Below are 19,880 nucleotides of genomic sequence, written 5' to 3' on the forward strand. Positions count from 1 at the left end.
AACAAACTGGTTTTATTATGAACAAATTCTACTATCTAAGCACATGTAATACTTGCACTCGCATTATGAAGGAACTCAACTTGCCTGAAGATTTTCAACTTCAGGATATAAAGTCGGAACCTATTACAAAAGCTCAGATTGAAGAAATGAGAGCATTGACCGATAGTTATGAAAGTCTCTTTAGCAAGCGTGCAAGGCTTTATAAGGAATTAGGTTTAAAAGAAAAGTCACTTACTGAAGACGATTACAAACACTATATTTTAGATCATTATACATTTTTAAAACGCCCTGTTTTATTATTGAATAATCAAATCTTTATTGGCAACTCCAAGAAAACGGTTGAAGCTGCGAAACAAGCCTTAAATGAGCAGTAGAAACTTCGCCATTTTTGCACTATTCATGGTGCAACTCCTCTACGGAATCAACTATACTATCGCCAAAAATGTAATGAACGAAAACTTCATTAAGCCTTTTGGGTTTGTATTATTACGTGTTTTAGGAGCCACAATTCTTTTCTGGGTTGCAAGTCTGTTTTTACCCAAGGAAAAAATAGATAAACGGGATTATTTAAAATTCTTTGTAGCGGCGCTTTTTGGGGTTGTAATTAATATGCTATGCCTCTTTACGGGCTTAGAATATACCACACCCATACACGCTTCTACCATATCTACGATTACGCCTATCATCATTCTCATACTTTCGGCCTTAATTTTAAAAGAAAGTGTCACTAAACTTAAGGTGATTGGAGTTATCATTGGAATTACAGGCGCCTTAATTTTAACGCTCTATGGCAAATCGGCAAGAGCCGCAGATAACGTAGCTTGGGGAAATGTTTTTGTATTTATAAATGCTGTTTCTTATAGTATCTACGTGATATTAATAAAGAAACTTATAGCCAAATATCATCCATTCACCTTCATTAAATGGTTGTTTCTATTCGGTCTTATTATTCTTATTCCCTTTGGATATAAGGATTTTGCAGCCATCGAATGGCAGTCGTTTACACCAACCATGACTTGGTCGGTTGTATTTGTAGTGGTGGGAGCCACCTTTGGAACTTATTTACTGAATCCTTTGGCCTTAAGAAACTTAAAAGCCTCAACCGTAGGCATCTTTATTTACCTACAACCCGTTCTTGCGGGATTATTTGCGGTCTCTGTTGGCGCCGATTTTATTGATGCTGTAAAGATTGGCGCTATGTTGCTTATTTTCTTAGGGGTTTACTTAGTCTCCAAGAAGCAGGACGAAGCGGTTTAATTGTAGCGGTTTATATAGATTGACTTATAAAAAAAGACCTTTCTTATATTTAGAAAGGTCTTTTTTTAAGTTATTAGGATAAGGGCATATTCTTAGGTCTCACCCCATGTTTACGGGTATCTTCTTTTGTCAAAACTTTAAAGTTTTCTGACTTTGGAAATTTATGTGCTATTTCCAATAAAGTATCTGGTAGGCCAGTTAATTTTCTTTTCTTTAGATCTATCCAACCGCCTTGCATTTCACAATAGGCTAAGTTTTCACCTTTATGGTTATAGAAATTATGTTCAAACATAAAAAGCATACCATCTTCACTTATACCTGAAACTTCGATAGTCACTGTAATTGGCGTTCCTATAAATGATTCTTTAAAATAGTACATATGTTCATAAAACACTACAGGTCCAACATTGTATTTCATGATTTCTGGCATAGAAAATCCAAGCTCATTAAAGAAGGACATCCTAGCGTGACTCATAAAATTGGTATAAGCAGAATTGGCTAAATGACCATTTGCATCAATATCACTCCAACGAATTTCAAACTGTTTTTTATACATAATTCTCCTATAAATTTAGGTCAGCAAAGTTATAAAAGACTTTTTGCTCCAATCAAATCTTTAACAAGTATTTAATGCAAGGCTAAAACCATTGAATTTTGTACCTTTGCGCAACTTTAATAGCAAAGTTTTTATGATACAATCCATGACCGGTTATGGGAAATCTGTTCTTCAGCTCCCAACCAAAAAAATCTCTATAGAAATAAAATCACTTAACAGTAAAAGTCTTGACCTCAATGCTCGTATGCCATCGATGTATAGAGCCAAAGAATTAGACATAAGAAAACTTATTGCTAATCATCTTGTAAGAGGAAAGGTTGATTTTTCACTTTTCGTAGAAATTACAGGAGAGGACACCAGTTCTAAAATCAACAAAACCGTAGTTAAGGAGTATATCAAGCAATTAAAAGAAGTGGTTGATGGTGATGCCACTGAGCTTTTAAAAATGGCTATTCGTTTACCAGATGCGGTAACTACAGAGCGTGATGATATTGACGAGGAAGAATGGGCCATTATTAGTGAAGAAATCAATAAAGCTATTGCTAATATCATAGACTACCGTAAAGATGAAGGCAGCACTTTAAAACAAGATTTCATAGATAGAATTGCTACGTTAAGACGTTTGTTGCAAGAGGTGATCACAATGGATCCAGAACGTATTGAAGGCGTTAGAGCACGTTTAGAAAAAGGTATTGCTGATATCAAGGAAAAGGTAGATGAGAACCGATTTGAGCAAGAATTAGTCTATTATATTGAGAAATATGATATTACCGAAGAAAAAGTCCGCTTAGAGAATCACTTAGATTATTTTATATCTTCTATAAATTCTGAAGATTCCAACGGGAAGAAATTAGGATTTATATCACAGGAAATAGGTCGTGAAATCAATACGATTGGCTCAAAATCTAATTATGCACCCATGCAAAAATTAGTGGTTCAGATGAAAGATGAACTTGAAAAGATTAAGGAACAGTTATTGAACGTACTTTAAATTAGTTGACCATCGTCGTCGTAGTCTTCAATAAAAAACATATTTATTTTGTCAGAAATTAAGAACGAAAAACAAGGCAAACTTATCGTATTTTCAGCACCATCTGGCTCTGGAAAAACGACTATTGTTCGTCATTTATTAAACCAACCAGAACTCAATTTAGAATTTTCTATTTCAGCGACATCGCGTGAAAAGCGCGGTAATGAAGTTCACGGAAAAGATTATTACTACCTATCTCTTGAAGAGTTTAAAAACCGAATTAAAAACGATGAGTTTTTAGAATGGGAAGAAGTGTACAGAGATAATTTTTACGGGACTTTAAAAACCGAAATCTCAAGAATTTGGGCACAGGGAAAACATGTCATTTTTGATATTGACGTTTCTGGTGGATTGCGTATTAAACGAAAATTTCCTGAGCAAACTATTGCGATTTTTGTGAAGCCGCCAGATTTAAATGAACTGGTAAGACGACTAAAAGATCGTGGTGAGGAAAGTGAAGACAAAATTAGTATGCGTGTAGCAAAAGCGCCTGCAGAATTAGCTACTGCTCCACTTTTTGACGAAATTGTAGTTAATGCGAACTTAGACGAAGCCTTAGATAAAGCTTATAACTTGGTTTCGGATTTCTTAAAGAAGTAATCATGAAAATAGGTTTATATTTTGGCACCTTCAACCCCATTCATATGGGGCATTTAACCATTGCCAACCATTTAGCTGAGCATAGCGATTTGGATCAGGTTTGGTTTGTGGTGACGCCTTTAAGCCCTTTTAAAAAGAAAAGTAGTTTATTAGATAATTACCATCGCTTAGAGATGGTTTATTTAGCCACTAAATCATACGATAAGCTAAGACCAAGTGATATAGAATTTGGTTTAAAACAACCCAATTATACCATTGACACCTTGACTTATCTTCAGGAGAAGCATCCTAATCATGAATTTGCTTTAATCATGGGTGAAGACAATCTGAAGAGTTTTCATAAGTGGAAGAACTATGAGATTATTTTAGAGAATCACAATATCTATGTCTACCCTAGAATTTCTAAAGGTAAAATTGAAACACAATTTAATGATCACCCAAAAATTATAAGAGTTGATGCGCCTATTATGGAACTATCTTCAACCTTTATAAGACAGGAAATCAAAGATCAGAAAAATGTAAGACCGATGCTACCGGAAGACGTTTGGAAGCTTATTGATGAAATGAACTTTTATAGATAAGTTTGGTGAATGTACCTATAGAAGAGCTAACAAAACACTTCAAACCTTTACACTAGTAATATCACTGCAATTAGAAATTAAAAAAAGAGTGACTTAATAAGCCACTCTTCATTTATTAAAGTTTTTAGTTGATTTTAATCACATGCTGACTGAAGCGCTTCGATATAGGTTGCCCAACTTCTTCCGCCGAAATCTCTAACGGTATATCCGGAATTCAAATTCTTTGAAACTCTGTAAGCCGGAACACCACCACCATCATCATTATCATCATCATCATCATCGTTTCCATCATCATTTCCTGCCCATGCAGTTTCCTCGCCATTAGGACCATTCACTTCTGCATGTGCTGCAAAGCAATACAAATCTGACCCTTCAGGTAACGCCTCTAAACTAATAAGGTAAACGACTTTATTAATATCGGCACTGTGCGGTTCTTTATGCCCGAATTTTCCGACTTTAGGATTTCCTTTTTTCGTTGTAGGCACCCATTGCTCGTTACAGTCTCCAATACTAACATGCGTTGTGCCAATAGTCCACTCCGGAATTGTGCTGTAAGTAAGCACTAAATCTGTATCGGTTTTTGAGATACTTACCGTACCAACATTCATATGTTGCCCTGCCATTAAATCGACACTAAAACAAGGCTGATCTGCATTTTTAGAATTCACATGATCTACACGATATTCTGTGACTCTAAAATAATCTTGACCTATGGGGTCATCTTCAAGTTGCTCATTACTACAGCTAAATATTAAGCCTAAGCATAATGCACTAAGTAAACGTAGGTTAAATTTCATTTGGTCATTATTTTGGGGTTATGACCTAAATTTAAAACATTTATTGCTGAATGACGAAAGTTTTCGATTAAGCAACCTGATAAAGACAGTTTTTTCTTACCTAATGATTAGTAGACATTCTCAATACCACTGAATTAAAAGTGATAAAAGGCATTCTCTAAATGTTCAATATGATAGCGCTTTCCTTGTTTCACAATAGCTATAATATCAAAACGTACCTCTATATTTAAATCATTCGCATTGATATACTCATCGACAGCTTTAACTAAGTTTTGAATTTGCTTTGGTTTTACAAAATCCTGAGGGTTTCCAAAATCTATGGTTGAACGCGTTTTAACTTCAACCACAGCTAAAACCTCATCCTTTTGAGCAATAATATCTACTTCCGCTTTCTGAAAACGGTAATTTCGTTCAACAATTATATAATTATTTTTAAGTAAAAAATCTACAGCTAATTGCTCCCCTTTCTTCCCAAGTTCGTTATGTTGTGCCATGTCTCTTTACCGCATGAACGGTATTGTTATAATTATACTTTAATTTTCAATGGATAATTATTATAAAATGAATTCCAGATTTAGACTCAATATAACAATTTGTTTTAATCATTTGTATCTCAATCTCTTATATCGATATTGAATTATTCGTTTTTACTTTTATAAGTTCATACTATAACCTCGTATTTCTACAACTTGAAACCGACAACTTCTTTGAAAGACTTTAGAAACCTTATAATTAGTCTTACCTTTGCTTTTATTTTTAAAAATTGCGATATGAGTAGCCATATTAAGTGCCCTAATTGTGGTGTCTATAACACTAATGTAGACTACTGTACCAATTGCAATACACTATTGTCTCCTAAGAAAAGACGTGAATTGGCTCAAGCAAAACAATTGGAGGAGCGGCGAGAGCGTGAGCGAATTCAAAAAGAAAAATCCCCTTCATTCTATGAAAGACATAAGGATCATCGTTTTTTAATTGTACGTGTTTTTGTAAAAATTATCCATTCTATCTGGATGGGATTCATGGCTATTGGAATGTTTATTGCCTGGTTGGTTTCTACAGTTGTTGCATGAAAATTTTAAAACACCCTATATTTTTTATTAGCCTTATAATGGCTACACTTATTTATAGCGCTCAACGTTTAGAATTCCCACTACCTAATTGGGTTAATTTTTATATCAATGATTTCTTGTGTATGCCTATAGTACTAGGTTTGTGCTTGGCTATTATAAGACTCATTAAAAAAACCGAATCACTTTATGTTCCTCTGACCGTTGTGCTAGGTTTAACCGTTTATTTCTCTATATATTTTGAATGGCTCATGCCAAAAGTCAATCCACGTTATACAGCCGACCCCATTGATGTGGTACTCTATTTTTCTGGTGCCTTACTGTTTTATAAATTTCAGAAACGTCTATTCTAAATATCTTACAGTTGATTCATCCTTTCCAACTTTAAGCTCAATCTTTTTACCTAAAATTAAAGCTCTGTTATCATCTTCATGACCTGCAGGCATATTGAAAGTAATTGGGAAATCGTATTCGGCAAGCGCATCTAACACCAATTGTTCTATGGACGATCCCCAAGCTGTCGTATTTTTACGCATTTTAGACATATCGCCAACCACGAGACCATTCAAATTTTCAAAATAGCCCGCTCGTTTTAGGCTGACTAGCATACGATCTATATGATATTTATATTCTCCAATTTCTTCAATAAATAAAATTTTTCCAGAGGTATCAATACTTGTATCAGAACCTAGCATGGTATGTAAAAGTGTTAGATTTCCACCGACCAATTCACCTGAAGCTTTACCCGTTTTATTATAATTAGACCCTTTAAGTGTGTAGTTCACTGGTTCTCCAAAAATAGCCGACTTAAAGGTTTCTACCGTTTCCTTTATCTCGTCTAAATCATTAGTTAAACTCACACACATTAGCGCGTGCATAGATTGAAAGCCTTCATTATGCATTTGATTATGTAGCGCGGTTATATCAGAATAGCCTATAAGCCATTTTGGATTTTTCTTGAATTTTGTATAGTCCAATTTGTCTAAAATTCGCACGGTTCCATAACCTCCTCTAGCGCACCAAATCGCACTAATCTTAGGATCGTCCATAGCTTTTTGCAGATCTTCACAACGTTCGTCATCAGTTCCTGCAAAGTGATTGTTCTGTTTAAATACGTTTTTCCCAACTACAGCGTGCAATCCCCAACTTTTAAGCAGTTTTACAGCTTGTTGCACCTCTCCTTCTCTACTTTTTAAAATTCCCGAAGGCGCAACTATAGCTACAGTATCGCCAGCTTTTAAATATGGTGGTTGTATAGTTTTGTTAGTCATTTCTGAAGTATTTCTAATTTCTGATTGCGCGAATAAATTTAAATTCAGGAGTAAAACAATTGCAAAAATGAAGTAAAAAATGCGATGTCTCAAAATCATAATTTAGGCTTTTTGTAAAAGTACATTTTTTTTCTAATTCGCCTTAGAATTGTTTACTTTTGTGGCTTGTAAAATAGTGTAAACACTAGTCATTCCGAATACGCTCTAAACCTATAAAAAGCGAGGTTTCAACAGCAAATTTAATGACCTAAATTTAAATTCATGAGTACACCAAAACGATATACCATAACCGCTGCACTACCTTATACCAATGGTCCCATTCATATTGGTCATTTAGCAGGTGTTTATGTGCCAGCAGATATTTATACGAGATATTTAAGATTAACCGGAAAGGATGTTGCCTTTATTTGTGGTAGTGACGAGCACGGTGTACCTATCACAATTAAAGCGAAGAAGGAAGGAGTTAGTCCACAAGATATTGTAGATAAATATCACGCGATTATTAAAAAATCGTTTGAAGATTTCGGAATTTCGTTTGATAACTACTCTCGTACCTCAGCGAAAATTCATCATGAAACCGCTTCTGAATTCTTTAAAACCCTTTATGATAAGCACGAGTTTGTTGAAGAGGTCTCTGAACAGTTATATGATGAAGAAGCGCATCAGTTTTTAGCCGATCGTTTTGTCATTGGAACCTGTCCAAAATGTGGCAATGAAGAAAGTTATGGCGACCAATGTGAAAATTGTGGCACTAGCCATAATGCTATGGATTTAATTAATCCTAAGTCGGCCATCACAGGAAACGTCCCAACATTAAAAGAAACTAAACATTGGTTTTTACCTTTAAACAAACACGAAGACTTTTTACGTGAATGGATTTTAAAAGGTCATAAAAAAGATTGGAAATCTAATGTTTACGGTCAGGTTAAATCATGGATAGACGATGGATTGCGCCCGAGAGCTGTAACTAGAGATTTAGATTGGGGTATCCCAGTTCCTGTTGAAGGTGGAGAAGGCAAAGTTCTTTACGTTTGGTTTGATGCGCCTATTGGTTATATCTCTGCCACTAAAGAATGGGCTGCACGTGAAGGAAAAAATTGGGAAGATTATTGGAAAGATGAGGATACTAAGCTTGTTCACTTTATAGGAAAAGACAATATTGTATTTCACTGTATTATTTTCCCTGCGATGTTAAAAGCAGAAGGCTCTTATATTCTACCGGATAATGTACCAGCCAATGAATTCTTGAATTTAGAAGGCAATAAACTTTCTACTTCTAAGAATTGGGCCGTTTGGTTACCTGAGTATTTAGAAGACTTTCCAAATCAGCAAGATGTATTGCGTTATGCCTTAACCGCCAATGCACCTGAAACAAAAGACAACGATTTTACTTGGAAAGATTTTCAAGCTAGAAACAATAATGAATTAGTCGCTATTTTTGGAAACTTCATTAACCGAGTGGTTGTATTAACTAACAAATATTACGACGGATTCGTTCCTGAACCTTCAGACTATTCAACAATTGACGAAGACACTTTAGCTGCAGTAAAAGCTTATCCTTCGGTTATTTCAAGTTCTATAGAACGCTATCGTTTTAGAGAAGCGAGTCAAGAATTAATGAATTTAGCACGTTTAGGAAATAAGTACTTAGCCGACGAGGAGCCGTGGAAAACTGTAAAAACTGACGAAGCACGTACAAAAACGGTGATGTTTGTAGCTTTACAAATCGCTTCAGCGTTAGCTATTTTATCTGAACCTTTTTTACCATTTACTTCAGACAAGTTAAAAGGTATTTTAAAAGCGAATAATAACGCTTGGGATGACATTTCATCAAAAGATATATTAGTTCCTGTTGGGCATCAAATAGGTCAAGCCGAATTATTATTCTCTAAAATTGAAGATTCACAGGTGGAAGCACAATTAGAAAAATTAGAAGCAAGCAAAAAAAGCAACGAAGCCGCAAATAAAGTTATGGAACCACAGAAAGAAGAAATAGCATTTGAGGATTTTACGAAGTTAGATTTACGTGTAGGAACTATTCTCGAAGCTGAAAAAATGCCAAAAACCAAAAAGCTACTTGTTCTTAAAGTAGATACTGGTATCGATGTTAGAACTATTGTTTCTGGTATCGCTGAGAGTTTTTCTCCGGAAGAGGTTATCGGAAAACAAGTTACGGTTTTAGTCAACTTAGCACCAAGAAAATTAAGAGGTGTTGAAAGTCAAGGTATGATTTTAATGACTGAAGACGCATCTGGCAATTTAGTCTTTGTTAATCCAGACACTTCTACTGAAGGCGGTAAAAACACTGTTGCTAACGGTTTAAAAATTAGCTAGTTAAACGACTTATCATATTATAACATTAGAGGATAATGTTTTGGTTTCAAATGAATGTTGACGCCAAAATATTATCCTCTCCTTATCAATTGCATTAACATTTTCTTCTTTACAAGCAAGGTATAGTCTATCGTTTGGGTAATTTTGAATTGAACCATTATTTAAAAACGAATACCATGAAAAAAATAGCAATCTTATGTTTAACCTTCTGTTTTTTAGTTTCTTGCGGCGCTTCAAAAACAGTTCGTGAATCTAAAAAGACCATTAAAGGCGATTGGACGTTATCTTCAATTACCACCTCTGCTATTGGTGATTTTAAAATCACACTTTTAAACGATGCCGATAAAGCTTGTTTTGAAAATAGTACCTGGCAATTTATTCCTAATAATAATACAGGAACTTACACACTTTCAGGATTAGACTGTTCGGCAGAACAACGTTATTTCGTTTTCACGATAGATGAAGTAGATGAAACAACGGGCTTATATAACTTTCTATTAAAACCTACTAATGAAAAGGGCAAATCTGAAACCGATGTTGGTTTTAGACTAAAACTTTCGTCTTTATCAGACACGATGATGCAATGGCAACAAGTGGTGAATTTAGACGGAAAACCCATGACAATTAATATGAACTTTACAAAACTTTAAAAATTATGAGATTAATGAATTATAAATCGAATTTAGCCGTAACTCTATCCTTATTATTAGTATTGATGACGAGTTGTAAGGCTGTAGATAATGCTAACAACAAACAAAAAGGTGGTGTAATTGGAGCTGCTGGTGGAGCCATTTTAGGTGCCATTATAGGAAATAATGTTGGTAGCGGTAATAATAGTGAATTAGGCGCTGTAATAGGTGGTGTTGTTGGTGGTACTGCAGGTGTGCTTATTGGAAAGAAAATGGATAAGCAGGCTCAGGAAATTGAACAAGAAATTCCAGGCGCTGTTGTAGAACGTGTAGACGACGGAATCGTGGTTACTTTTGACGAGAAAAGTGGTGTGTATTTTGATACTGAGAAATATAATATCAATGCAAAATCTCAAGAAACACTTAATAAATTAGCTGGAGTTTTTGCTGAATACCCAGACACGAATATCTTAGTTGTTGGACACACAGATAGCTCAGGACCGGCTTCATATAATATGACGCTTTCGAAAAATAGAGCTGAAGCCGTAACTAATTACTTAAGAGGAAAAGGGCTTGCGAGTAGCAGATTCACAACACATTGGTTTGGAGAAGAACAACCAAAGTACGATAATAATACAGCTGAAGGTCGTTCTAAAAACAGACGAGTAAATATTGCTATTGTTCCTAATGAGGATATGATAGAAGAAGCACAAAGAGAATCTAACTCGAGCCAATAAACTTTTGTCAAAACTATTCGGCAATTAGCGTTGAGTTAGATATATTACAGACCTTATAAATTAAAACTTATAAGGTCTTTTTTTATGATGATAACATACATAGTACAGCACACTCAACTACCAAAACACAGTGTTGAAAACACCATTCAATTACTCAATGAAGATTGCACTATTCCTTTTATTTCACGTTACAGGAAAGAGGCTACTGGGAATTTAGACGAAGTTCAAGTTGGCGATATTGTTAAATACAAAGACCAATTTGAAACTTTAGAAAAACGAAAAACAGCGATCTTAAAAGCTCTTGAAGAGCAAGGGGTTTTAACCGAAGACTTAAAACTTAAATTTGAAGGCCCTAAAGACCTCACGACGCTCGAGGATTTATATTTACCCTATAAGAAAAAACGAAAGACAAAAGCTGAAACCGCTCGCAAAAATGGTTTAGAGCCTTTAGCTAAAATCATTATGTCACAAAATGCAAATGATATAGAATCTATTGCGTTTAAATATGTGAAAGGCGATGTCAATTCTACTGAAGAAGCCTTAGAAGGTGCACGACATATTATGTCTGAATGGATAAATGAACGCACTGATATCCGTCATTCATTGAGACAGCAAATAGAGAGTTATGCTCAGATTACAACCAAAGTAATAAAAGCCCAAGCTCAGGAAGAGAAAGCTCAGAAGTTTAGAGACTATTTTGACTGGTCTGAAAGTCTCCAGCGCATTCCTTCACATCGCCTGTTAGCTATTTTACGTGCCGAAAACGAAGGGTTTATTAGGGTAAAGATTGAAATAGATAACGAACGCGCTTTACAACATATAGAGCATAAAATTATACGAAGCCGAAATGCTTGCGCTGAACAGCTAGAATTAGCCATTTCTGATGCCTTTAAACGTTTACTTTTCCCATCCCTTAGCAATGAAGCACTAAGCCTTGCTAAAGAAAAAGCTGATGACTCTGCCATTAACGTTTTCGCAAAGAACTTAAAACAACTACTATTAGGTTCTCCACTAGGAGAAAAGCGTGTTTTAGCTATCGACCCAGGGTTTAGAACAGGCTGTAAGGTGGTCTGTTTAGATGCTCAAGGCAATTTAAAACACAATGAAACTATTTATCCTCATCCTCCAAAAAATGACAGTATTGGTGCCATTAAAAAGATTTCATCATTAGCTGAAGCTTATCATATTGAAGCCATTGCGATAGGAAACGGAACAGCTTCCAGAGAAACAGAAGCTTTAATCCGAAAAATTCAATTTAAAAATGACATTCAAGTTTTTGTAGTCAGTGAAGCTGGAGCGAGTATTTATTCGGCATCGAAAATAGCACGTGAGGAATTCCCAAACTATGATGTCACCGTTAGAGGCAGTGTTTCTATTGGGAGACGTCTTCAGGACCCTTTAGCAGAATTGGTAAAAATAGATGCAAAATCAATTGGCGTTGGACAATATCAGCATGATGTTGATCAAACTAAACTTCAAAAAGAGCTAGACACAGTGGTTGAAAATTGTGTGAATGCCGTTGGCGTTAATATCAATTCAGCCAGCAAACCATTACTAAGTTACGTTTCTGGTATTGGTCCGAAATTGGCTGAAAACATTTTTGAATACCGACAAGAACACGGCGTTTTTAAATCTAGAAAAGATATTCTTAAGGTACCACGTTTAGGCGGGAAAGCTTTTGAACAGAGTGCCGCTTTCCTTAGAATAAAAGGTGCCAAAAATCCATTAGACGATTCGGCCGTTCATCCAGAGCGTTATGACATCGTTAAAAAAATGGCAAAAGACGAAGGTGTTTCGCTTCAAGATTTAATTGGAAATAAAAATATTCTTCAACAAATAGATTTAAAGAAATATGTTTCAGAAGACGTTGGCTTATTAACTCTTGAGGATATCATTAAAGAATTAGAAAAGCCAGGTTTAGATATTCGTGAACAGGCCAAGGTATTTACTTTCAACCAAAACATAAAATCTATTACCGATTTACATGAAGGTCAACTTTTGCCCGGTATTGTTAATAACATTACAAATTTTGGCTGTTTTGTAGATATTGGCATAAAAGAAAGTGGTTTAATTCATGTTTCAAATCTGAGCGATAGTTTTGTGAAAGATGTGAATGAACATGTTCATCTACACCAGCAAATTATAGTGAAGGTTTTGGAGGTTGATATTGCTCGTAAACGCATTCAACTCCAACTTGTAAAATAAGCTATTCTATATTTTAAAAAGATAGCAAAATATTAAGAATTCAGTTAAGTATTTCTACCTTTAGGACCATATTTTAAAAACCAATTCTAATCAATTTCCAAAACACAATCATGAAAAAACTTTACACAACATTAATTTTAATTTTAACGGTTAGCTTAGGTGTTCAGGCTCAGGATTTTCCGACAACTTTTTGGTCGAACCATGCTGACATCAGTTGGTATGGCCCAACTGAAACCGAATATACGCTTACCACTGCTTCTCAATTAGCTGGTGTTTCACAATTAGTCGCACAAGGCTACGATTTTGAAGGCATCACTATTATTTTAGGCGCTAATATTGACTTGGATGGCAACTTATGAGCACCGATTGGTGTAAATACTAACCTCCCTTTTTCTGGTCATATTGATGGCGGCAACCACACTATAAGTAATCTTTGGATAAATTCACCTGTAAGTGATTTTGTCGGTTTATTTGGTCAGGTCACAGGTGGAACCTTATCAAATATTAAAGTTGACACCGCAACAATTGCAGCTCGTGATACTGCGGGAGTCTTAGTTGGTAATTTTTCTACAGGCAGTACTATGGTAAATTGCCACGTTACAAATGCATCTGTACTTGGAGAGACTGTAAATTACGACTCTTATAATGTTGGCGGCTTAGTAGGTGGTATATTAATAGGATCTACAATGTCTAATTGTTCTTTTGAAGGTGATGTTGTAGGTGTTAGTCAAATTGGAGGACTTGCTGGTTCTGCTTGGGACACCACTTCAATTACAGAGTCTTACTCTACAGGATCTGTTTCTGGAGGGTATTTAATTGGTGGGGTTGTTGGTTATTGCACCATGTCTTTTGTTCCCAACTCAAACAATATTGTAAACAATTGCTATTCTAGATCTACTGTTAACGCTTCTTTAGGAAGAGCTGGTGGTATTTATGGTGGCGCTGATTCTAATTTAGTCTTAAACAACTCTTATGCTACAGGCACCGTTACTGCACCAGAATTTGCTGGTGGAGTTGTTGGCTATTGGGGCGGAGGCTATAATGTTGTTGAGAATTGCTATTTTGACACAGAAACTTCTCAACTTACAGATGGCGTTGGTGGTTTCGGAGCTGCACCTGCAGATTACAGCATTGAAGGTAGAACAACTTCAAACATGAAAACAACCGACTTAGTGGATCTATTAAATGCTGGTTCAGAAGATGGCCCATGGACAATAGACGCGACCATGAATGATGGCTACCCTATCTTAAACAATAATTTATCAGTTAACACTACTGTTTTTGAGACGGTAAATGTATTCCCTACCGTGTTTACTAACGAGATTACTGTAGATGTTCCTGCATCTGTTCAGTTAAAATCATTTAAAATGTACAACACTATTGGAGCATTAGTATCTGAGGGAGACTTTTCTCAAGCTCATAGTATTAATACTACGAATGTTCCTGCTGGAATTTTCATTCTACATATAACTACTGAAAACGGAACTTTTACTAAAAAGGTGATGAAGCAATAGTTTATAGTCAATTTTAGGTATCACACCTAAATTTTCAATCTACTTATTAAGCCAAAGAAATTTAAATTTCTTTGGCTTAATTTTTATGAGTATTTTACATATAAAATCATCCTTTATGACAATTCGAATCACATTAAATACTTACTTGATTATTTTTTCCCTAATCGCATGCGGAACTTTCAGTGGTCATACTCAAGAAACATCTGAAATTACCGATAAGTATAAAACGTACACAAAGGCAGCTCGCGAGATCGCCTATCTACATTTAAATAAGTCGACATTTATCAAAGGAGAAGATGTTGGGTTTACAGCTTATATTTTAGACAAGAAAAGCAAAAATCCGTCATTAATTACTACAAATCTCTATGTAAGCATAGAAGATGATAAACAAAATATAATCAAACAGAAGTTAATTAAAGTTGTCGATGGCGTAGCTTCAAATACATTTGAATTAGATTCTCTTTTTACCTCAGGTTATTATAAAATAAAAGCCTACACGAATTGGATGCTTAATTTTAATGAAAAAAATTATTTCACAGAATCCATACGTGTTATTGACTACGATAATGAAGATTCTAGCAACAAGCCAATGATAGCCGACAAGATAGATGCACAATTTTTACCAGAAAGTGGACATCTTCTCAACGGCGTTCTTAATGTTATCGGTGTGGTTATCAAAGATAATTTTGGTTATGGTATTCCTTTTGCCAAAGGTGAAGTTTTAGATAAAAACAACACGCTTATCACCACCTTCGAAACTAACCAATTTGGAATTGGGAAATTTCAACTCATCCCGGATCTCAATAATGAATACAAAGTAAATATTATAAGTACTAAAGAGACCTTTAGCTTTAATATCAATCAAAAAATAGAAAGTACAGGTATTATTATCTCCTTAAAAAGTTTACAATCTAAAGTTTTCATTTCCCTATTGACTAATCAAAAGACTTTAGAAATTTTAAAAAACAAAAGGCACACTTTAATGATTCATAATGGGGATTATTTTGATATTATGGACGTCTATTTTACAGACAGCACTGAAATCACAAAAGCCATTGATTATAGCAATACTGCAAGCGGCATGAACATTTTGACCTTATTTAATGAAGATGACCTACCTATAGCCGAACGCTTATTTTTCAACCATGAAGGGATTGAAATTTTAAAATCTGATCATGTATCTGCGACCAGAAGTAATGATTCGTTAAATTTAAATCTCAATTTTAAAGACATAGACACGAACGCTTTTAACTCCCTTAGTATTTCGGTGTTACCACAAGACACTAGGTCGTACAAAAGACATCAAAATTTAGTTTCATATAGTTTTTTAGAACCCTACGTTAATGGAACTGTAGAACAAGCCAAATATTATTTCACTGATGTTGATGCTAAAAAGAAGTACGAATTAGATAATTTACTCATTACACAAGGTTGGAGCAGTTATGACTGGAATGACATATTTAGTGAACCTTTAGACAAAAAACACAAATTTGAACAAGGCATTACAGTTAAAGCCAATTTGATTCCAAAGGAATTGAATAAAAACTCAGAAACCAATTATCTAATGCATGCCATAGGCACTGAGGCCCCTAGAACTTTTTCTGTACAACCTAATGACAAAAGCTTTTTAATTGAAAGTATATTTCCTGAGGGAACTAATACTCTATTTTTATCAAAAGCTAGCGCATCTAAAGGTTTATTGCCTGCCAAACTTTATTTACAGTTTTTCCCAAATTCCATTCCTCCACTAGATGACACCTATGGTTTGCTAGCACCTAAAATGGATTACAGAATATCAGAAACAATCAATAGCTACAACAGTAAAACCATCCTTAATAAAAGTGTTAAAATTCAAAAACTAGATGAGGTTACTATAAAATCTATAGCAGCGAAGAACAGACAGCGAAAAGAAAAATTTAGTAAGGGTCGATTTGGTCGTGTTTATTTAATTAATGAAGAAGATGAAAGGACGTTTTCCTCTTTAGCACATTTCTTAAGTTTCAAAGGTCTATTAGTAGAGGAGTCTACTTCAAAGAGCGCTCCTAATAATCCATTTATTGAGGAGTCTATTTCGGGGAGCACTTCACCTGAAGACTTAAACATAATGAGAGAAATTCAAGGCGGATTTACTGTTTCATCTAATAATGGAAGTTTAGCCATCTATTTAGACGATATGCGCTTGATTGACACCAGTTTTTTAATGAGATACGACTTATCTTATATTGACGCTATAGAGATTAATAAATTTGGAGTAGGCGAAGGTCTAAGAGGAGCCACAGGAACGCTTCGTATTTATTCAAATAAAGATTTACCTAAAGTCATCAATAGAAAGTCGATACAAGACTATAAAATCCCTCTCACTTTTAGTGAACAGAAGAAAATCTACATACCAAAATACAGTTCTTATAAAGACGACTTCTTTAAAGATTATGGAATTATTTCTTGGGAACCAGAACTTAAAACTGACCACAATGGCAATGTGAGTTTTAAAATTGCATCGCCAAAAGTACCAATCACACTTTATATTGAAGGGGTTACTCTTGACGGATCATTTATTTTTGAAGAGAAAGTCTTACAACTAAATTAGAACATCCCAAGCACTCCAATTTCAAATGCTCAAAATAGCCTATCATCCTATTTTCAAACATTCTTTGCCCAAAGGACATCGTTTTCCCATGGAGAAGTATGACTTATTACCTCAGCAATTATTGTATGAAGGCACCTGCAATGAAGCTAATTTTTTTGAACCTGAAAAACCCAATGACAAGTATATTGTAAGTGTTCATGACCCGGAATATTATTACGATTTAGTGAACCTAACCTTAGATCAACGCGCAGCTCGAAAAATAGGATTCCCCTTGAGTAGAGGTTTGGTTCATCGCGAAGTTCTCATTGCAGATGGTACTATTAAGGCGAGTGAATTTGCTCTTGAATTTGGAATTGCTATGAATATTGCTGGAGGAACACATCATGCATTCAGTGATCATGGAGAAGCATTTTGTCTATTAAATGATCAAGCTATTGGAGCGCGCTACCTTCAACAAAACGGTTTAGCAAAAAAGATATTAATTGTCGATTTGGACGTTCATCAAGGTAATGGCACTGCTGAAATTTTCCAGAATGATTCTTTAGTGTTTACCTTTTCTATGCATGGTAAAAGTAATTATCCATTCAAAAAAGAGAAAAGCGATTTAGATATAGCTCTAGAAAACGGTACAGAGGATGCCACCTATTTAGATATTCTAAAAACCACATTGCCTCAACTTATAGCAGAACAAGAACCTGATTTTATTTATTATTTATCTGGCGTAGATGTTGTTGCTACTGATAAACTAGGTAAACTCGGCCTTAGCATAGAAGGCTGTAAAGCACGAGATCGCTTTGTTTTAGAACAATGCAAAACTAACCAGATTCCTGTTATGTGCAGTATGGGTGGCGGCTACTCTGCAGAAATCAAAACTATTGTAGAAGCTCATGCTAACACCTTTCGATTAGCTCAAGACCTATATTTTTAGGCAATTCTTATTTCTAAAAAAGACTTCATAAACCTTTTAAGTATGCGTATCTTCGTGTAAAACAACTTATATCATGTTATCAAAATCTATTGAATCTGCATTAAACAATCAAGTTAGAATTGAGGCTGAGTCATCACAAGCCTATTTATCCATGGCCGTATGGGCAGAAGTAAAAGGTTTAGAAGGAATCTCTAGCTTTATGTATGACCAATCTAATGAGGAGCGCCAGCACATGCTGAGATTAGTTAAGTTTATTAATGAACGAGGAGGGCATGCCCATATTTCTGAATTAACGGCGCCCAACGTAACCTTCCGTTCTTATCAAGAAATATTTGAAAAATTCTTAGAACATGAAGTGCTTGTTTCTGAAAGTATTAACGAACTTGTTCATATAGCTTTACAGGAAAAAGATTATGCCACACATAATTTCTTACAATGGTATGTTTCTGAGCAAATTGAAGAAGAAGCTGTAGCCAGAACTATTTTGGATAAGGTGAAAATGATTGGAGATGACAAAGGAGGACTCTATTTATTTGATAGAGACATCAAGCTACTCACTGTTAAATAGTCTTCCTATTACTGAACAGTCTTATGAATAAAAAGTTAAGAAACCTTCTAAAAACATCCCTAATCAATGGCCTTTTATATGCTGTAATTATGGCTTGCTTTGACTATTCTGACGGATTAGATTTTAGAATTTGTAGATTTCTTATTAACGCCATGGTAATTGGGCCAATAACAGGACTAATCATATTCTATTCCATTAAGAAACAAGGAACTCAAGAAAAAAGTAATAAATAAGGGGTAGGTTGTATCCTAAACTACTTAATACAATTTATAAGCCTGCCATTTTCATCATATCAGTATAATTCCATCTCATCCCCTATCATTTCAGATTTTATTTCCTAAATTTAGTGCTTTATCTCGCCATTAATCGAATTCAAACTTATTAGTAGCAACAAACACAAAACATGCAATTAAAAGATACAACAGTTTTAATAACAGGTGGAGCATCTGGTATTGGCAAAATTATGGCTCGTCTCATGTTAGAACGACAAGCAAAAGTGATTCTTTGGGATATTAACCAAGAAAGTATAGATGCTACTATTTCTGATTTTTCAAATCTAGGAACGATTGTAGGCTATAATGTCGATGTATCTAATGGTGAACAAATTAAAGCAACGGCAAATCGGGTGAAACAAGAACATGGCATGGTGGATGTTCTTATTAATAATGCCGGGATTATAGTTGGTAAATATTTTCATGAGCATAGCACATCAGACATCCTTAAAACCATGGACATTAATGCGAATGCACCGATGCTCATCACAGCCGAGTTTTTACAGGATATGATTCATAAGAACTCAGGTCATATTTGTAATATCGCTTCGTCTGGCGGACTTATTTCCAATCCAAAAATGTCGGTTTATGCCGCTAGTAAATGGTCGCTTATCGGATGGTCTGACAGCTTACGATTAGAAATGCAACAACTCGAAAAGAAGGTTAATGTCACCACTATAATGCCCTATTATATTAATACTGGCATGTTTGATGGCGTAAGATCTAAAATTCCGATATTAGATCCTGAGGCCGCAGCTTTAACCATTGTTAAGGCCATTGAAAAGAATAAAGTTATGGTCACTCTTCCCGGTTATGTTTACCGATTTACAAGATTAGGTCAAGCTATAATGCCAATTAAAGTATTTGATTGGTTTGCCGGAAGTGTCTTAGGAATTTATAAAACTATGGAGCATTTTACTGGTCGAAAAAAGTAAGATTATCAG

At 35.0% G+C, this 19,880-nt stretch carries 22 protein-coding genes; 18 read left to right on the forward strand and 4 right to left on the reverse strand.

The window, feature by feature from the left end; all coding sequences use genetic code 11:
• The first annotated feature begins 17 nt into the window (after positions 1-17).
• Together DFQ11_RS02770 and DFQ11_RS02775 are read left to right on the forward strand one after the other, a co-directional pair.
• Positions 18-374, forward strand: a complete 357-nt coding sequence (locus DFQ11_RS02770) for an arsenate reductase family protein (protein WP_110474082.1) — start codon at positions 18-20, stop codon at positions 372-374.
• The gene (locus DFQ11_RS02775; RefSeq protein ID WP_110474083.1) at positions 364-1,257 is read left to right on the forward strand and encodes a DMT family transporter; all 894 of its coding nucleotides are present in this window, start codon (positions 364-366) and stop codon (positions 1,255-1,257) included. Before DFQ11_RS02770 ends, DFQ11_RS02775 begins: the two co-directional genes overlap by 11 nt.
• Before the next feature lie 73 nt (positions 1,258-1,330).
• Here DFQ11_RS02775 and DFQ11_RS02780 read toward each other — a convergent pair whose 3' ends face one another.
• Positions 1,331-1,813 (reverse strand): acyl-CoA thioesterase, encoded by a 483-nt coding sequence (locus tag DFQ11_RS02780; RefSeq protein WP_110474084.1) that lies wholly within the window; start codon positions 1,811-1,813, stop codon positions 1,331-1,333.
• Between the two features lie 133 nt (positions 1,814-1,946).
• On the opposite strand from DFQ11_RS02780, the gene DFQ11_RS02785 reads away from it, so the two are divergent.
• The 3 genes from DFQ11_RS02785 to nadD are packed head-to-tail and all read left to right on the forward strand — an operon-like array spanning position 1,947 to position 4,024.
• Positions 1,947-2,804 carry a YicC/YloC family endoribonuclease gene (locus DFQ11_RS02785; protein ID WP_189342972.1) on the forward strand — a complete coding sequence of 286 codons (858 nt, stop codon included), beginning with the start codon at positions 1,947-1,949 and terminating at the stop codon, positions 2,802-2,804.
• Between the two features lie 48 nt (positions 2,805-2,852).
• Complete coding sequence (gene gmk, locus DFQ11_RS02790; protein ID WP_110474086.1) at positions 2,853-3,443, forward strand: guanylate kinase; 591 nt, start codon at positions 2,853-2,855, stop codon at positions 3,441-3,443.
• A gap of 2 nt (positions 3,444-3,445) precedes the next feature.
• Positions 3,446-4,024 carry a nicotinate (nicotinamide) nucleotide adenylyltransferase gene (gene nadD / locus DFQ11_RS02795; RefSeq protein ID WP_110474087.1) on the forward strand — a complete coding sequence of 193 codons (579 nt, stop codon included), beginning with the start codon at positions 3,446-3,448 and terminating at the stop codon, positions 4,022-4,024.
• A 134-nt stretch (positions 4,025-4,158) separates the two neighbouring features.
• Here the strand turns inward: nadD and DFQ11_RS02800 are convergent, their stop codons facing one another.
• Together DFQ11_RS02800 and DFQ11_RS02805 are read right to left on the reverse strand one after the other, a co-directional pair.
• Complete coding sequence (locus tag DFQ11_RS02800) at positions 4,159-4,821, reverse strand: hypothetical protein (RefSeq protein WP_110474088.1); 663 nt, start codon at positions 4,819-4,821, stop codon at positions 4,159-4,161.
• Positions 4,822-4,955: 134 nt separating this feature from the next.
• Positions 4,956-5,315 carry a YraN family protein gene (locus DFQ11_RS02805; protein ID WP_110474089.1) on the reverse strand — a complete coding sequence of 120 codons (360 nt, stop codon included), beginning with the start codon at positions 5,313-5,315 and terminating at the stop codon, positions 4,956-4,958.
• Positions 5,316-5,591: 276 nt separating this feature from the next.
• On the opposite strand from DFQ11_RS02805, the gene DFQ11_RS02810 reads away from it, so the two are divergent.
• Both DFQ11_RS02810 and DFQ11_RS02815 read left to right on the forward strand, forming a co-directional pair.
• A complete protein-coding gene (locus DFQ11_RS02810) occupies positions 5,592-5,894 on the forward strand; it encodes a hypothetical protein (RefSeq protein WP_110474808.1) in 303 nt (100 codons plus the stop codon).
• Positions 5,895-5,932: 38 nt separating this feature from the next.
• Complete coding sequence (locus tag DFQ11_RS02815) at positions 5,933-6,244, forward strand: hypothetical protein (RefSeq protein ID WP_233487592.1); 312 nt, start codon at positions 5,933-5,935, stop codon at positions 6,242-6,244.
• Here the strand turns inward: DFQ11_RS02815 and DFQ11_RS02820 are convergent.
• Positions 6,236-7,162 (reverse strand): S66 peptidase family protein, encoded by a 927-nt coding sequence (locus DFQ11_RS02820; RefSeq protein WP_110474809.1) that lies wholly within the window; start codon positions 7,160-7,162, stop codon positions 6,236-6,238. The two genes, DFQ11_RS02815 and DFQ11_RS02820, sit on opposite strands and share 9 nt — an antisense overlap.
• Positions 7,163-7,423: 261 nt before the next feature.
• On the opposite strand from DFQ11_RS02820, the gene metG reads away from it, so the two are divergent.
• The 11 genes from metG (at position 7,424) to DFQ11_RS02870 (ending at position 19,871) form a co-directional block, all read left to right on the forward strand.
• Positions 7,424-9,496 carry a methionine--tRNA ligase gene (metG, locus tag DFQ11_RS02825; protein WP_110474091.1) on the forward strand — a complete coding sequence of 691 codons (2,073 nt, stop codon included), beginning with the start codon at positions 7,424-7,426 and terminating at the stop codon, positions 9,494-9,496.
• Positions 9,497-9,672: 176 nt separating this feature from the next.
• Complete coding sequence (locus DFQ11_RS02830) at positions 9,673-10,146, forward strand: lipocalin family protein (protein ID WP_110474092.1); 474 nt, start codon at positions 9,673-9,675, stop codon at positions 10,144-10,146.
• 14 nt (positions 10,147-10,160) lie between these two features.
• On the forward strand, positions 10,161-10,862 hold the full coding sequence (locus tag DFQ11_RS02835) for an OmpA family protein (RefSeq protein ID WP_373287838.1): 702 nt from the start codon (positions 10,161-10,163) through the stop codon (positions 10,860-10,862).
• Between the two features lie 87 nt (positions 10,863-10,949).
• Complete coding sequence (locus tag DFQ11_RS02840) at positions 10,950-13,067, forward strand: Tex family protein (RefSeq protein ID WP_110474094.1); 2,118 nt, start codon at positions 10,950-10,952, stop codon at positions 13,065-13,067.
• Between the two features lie 110 nt (positions 13,068-13,177).
• A complete protein-coding gene (locus DFQ11_RS02845) occupies positions 13,178-13,426 on the forward strand; it encodes a hypothetical protein (protein WP_110474095.1) in 249 nt (82 codons plus the stop codon).
• A 222-nt stretch (positions 13,427-13,648) separates the two neighbouring features.
• The gene (locus DFQ11_RS02850; protein ID WP_110474096.1) at positions 13,649-14,581 is read left to right on the forward strand and encodes a T9SS type A sorting domain-containing protein; all 933 of its coding nucleotides are present in this window, start codon (positions 13,649-13,651) and stop codon (positions 14,579-14,581) included.
• Positions 14,582-14,696: 115 nt separating this feature from the next.
• Complete coding sequence (locus DFQ11_RS02855; RefSeq protein WP_110474097.1) at positions 14,697-17,168, forward strand: hypothetical protein; 2,472 nt, start codon at positions 14,697-14,699, stop codon at positions 17,166-17,168.
• Between the two features lie 25 nt (positions 17,169-17,193).
• A complete protein-coding gene (locus DFQ11_RS02860) occupies positions 17,194-18,096 on the forward strand; it encodes a histone deacetylase family protein (protein ID WP_110474098.1) in 903 nt (300 codons plus the stop codon).
• A 73-nt stretch (positions 18,097-18,169) separates the two neighbouring features.
• Positions 18,170-18,664, forward strand: a complete 495-nt coding sequence (locus tag DFQ11_RS02865; RefSeq protein WP_110474099.1) for a ferritin — start codon at positions 18,170-18,172, stop codon at positions 18,662-18,664.
• A 23-nt stretch (positions 18,665-18,687) separates the two neighbouring features.
• Complete coding sequence (locus tag DFQ11_RS15090; RefSeq protein WP_146221492.1) at positions 18,688-18,897, forward strand: hypothetical protein; 210 nt, start codon at positions 18,688-18,690, stop codon at positions 18,895-18,897.
• A gap of 170 nt (positions 18,898-19,067) precedes the next feature.
• Positions 19,068-19,871: an SDR family oxidoreductase gene (locus DFQ11_RS02870; RefSeq protein WP_110474100.1), complete on the forward strand. Its 804-nt coding sequence runs from the start codon at positions 19,068-19,070 to the stop codon at positions 19,869-19,871.
• Positions 19,872-19,880 lie beyond the last annotated feature (9 nt).

Origin of the sequence: Winogradskyella epiphytica (genome assembly GCF_003217215.1) — a bacterium.
In the GTDB taxonomy this organism is placed as follows: domain Bacteria; phylum Bacteroidota; class Bacteroidia; order Flavobacteriales; family Flavobacteriaceae; genus Winogradskyella; species Winogradskyella epiphytica.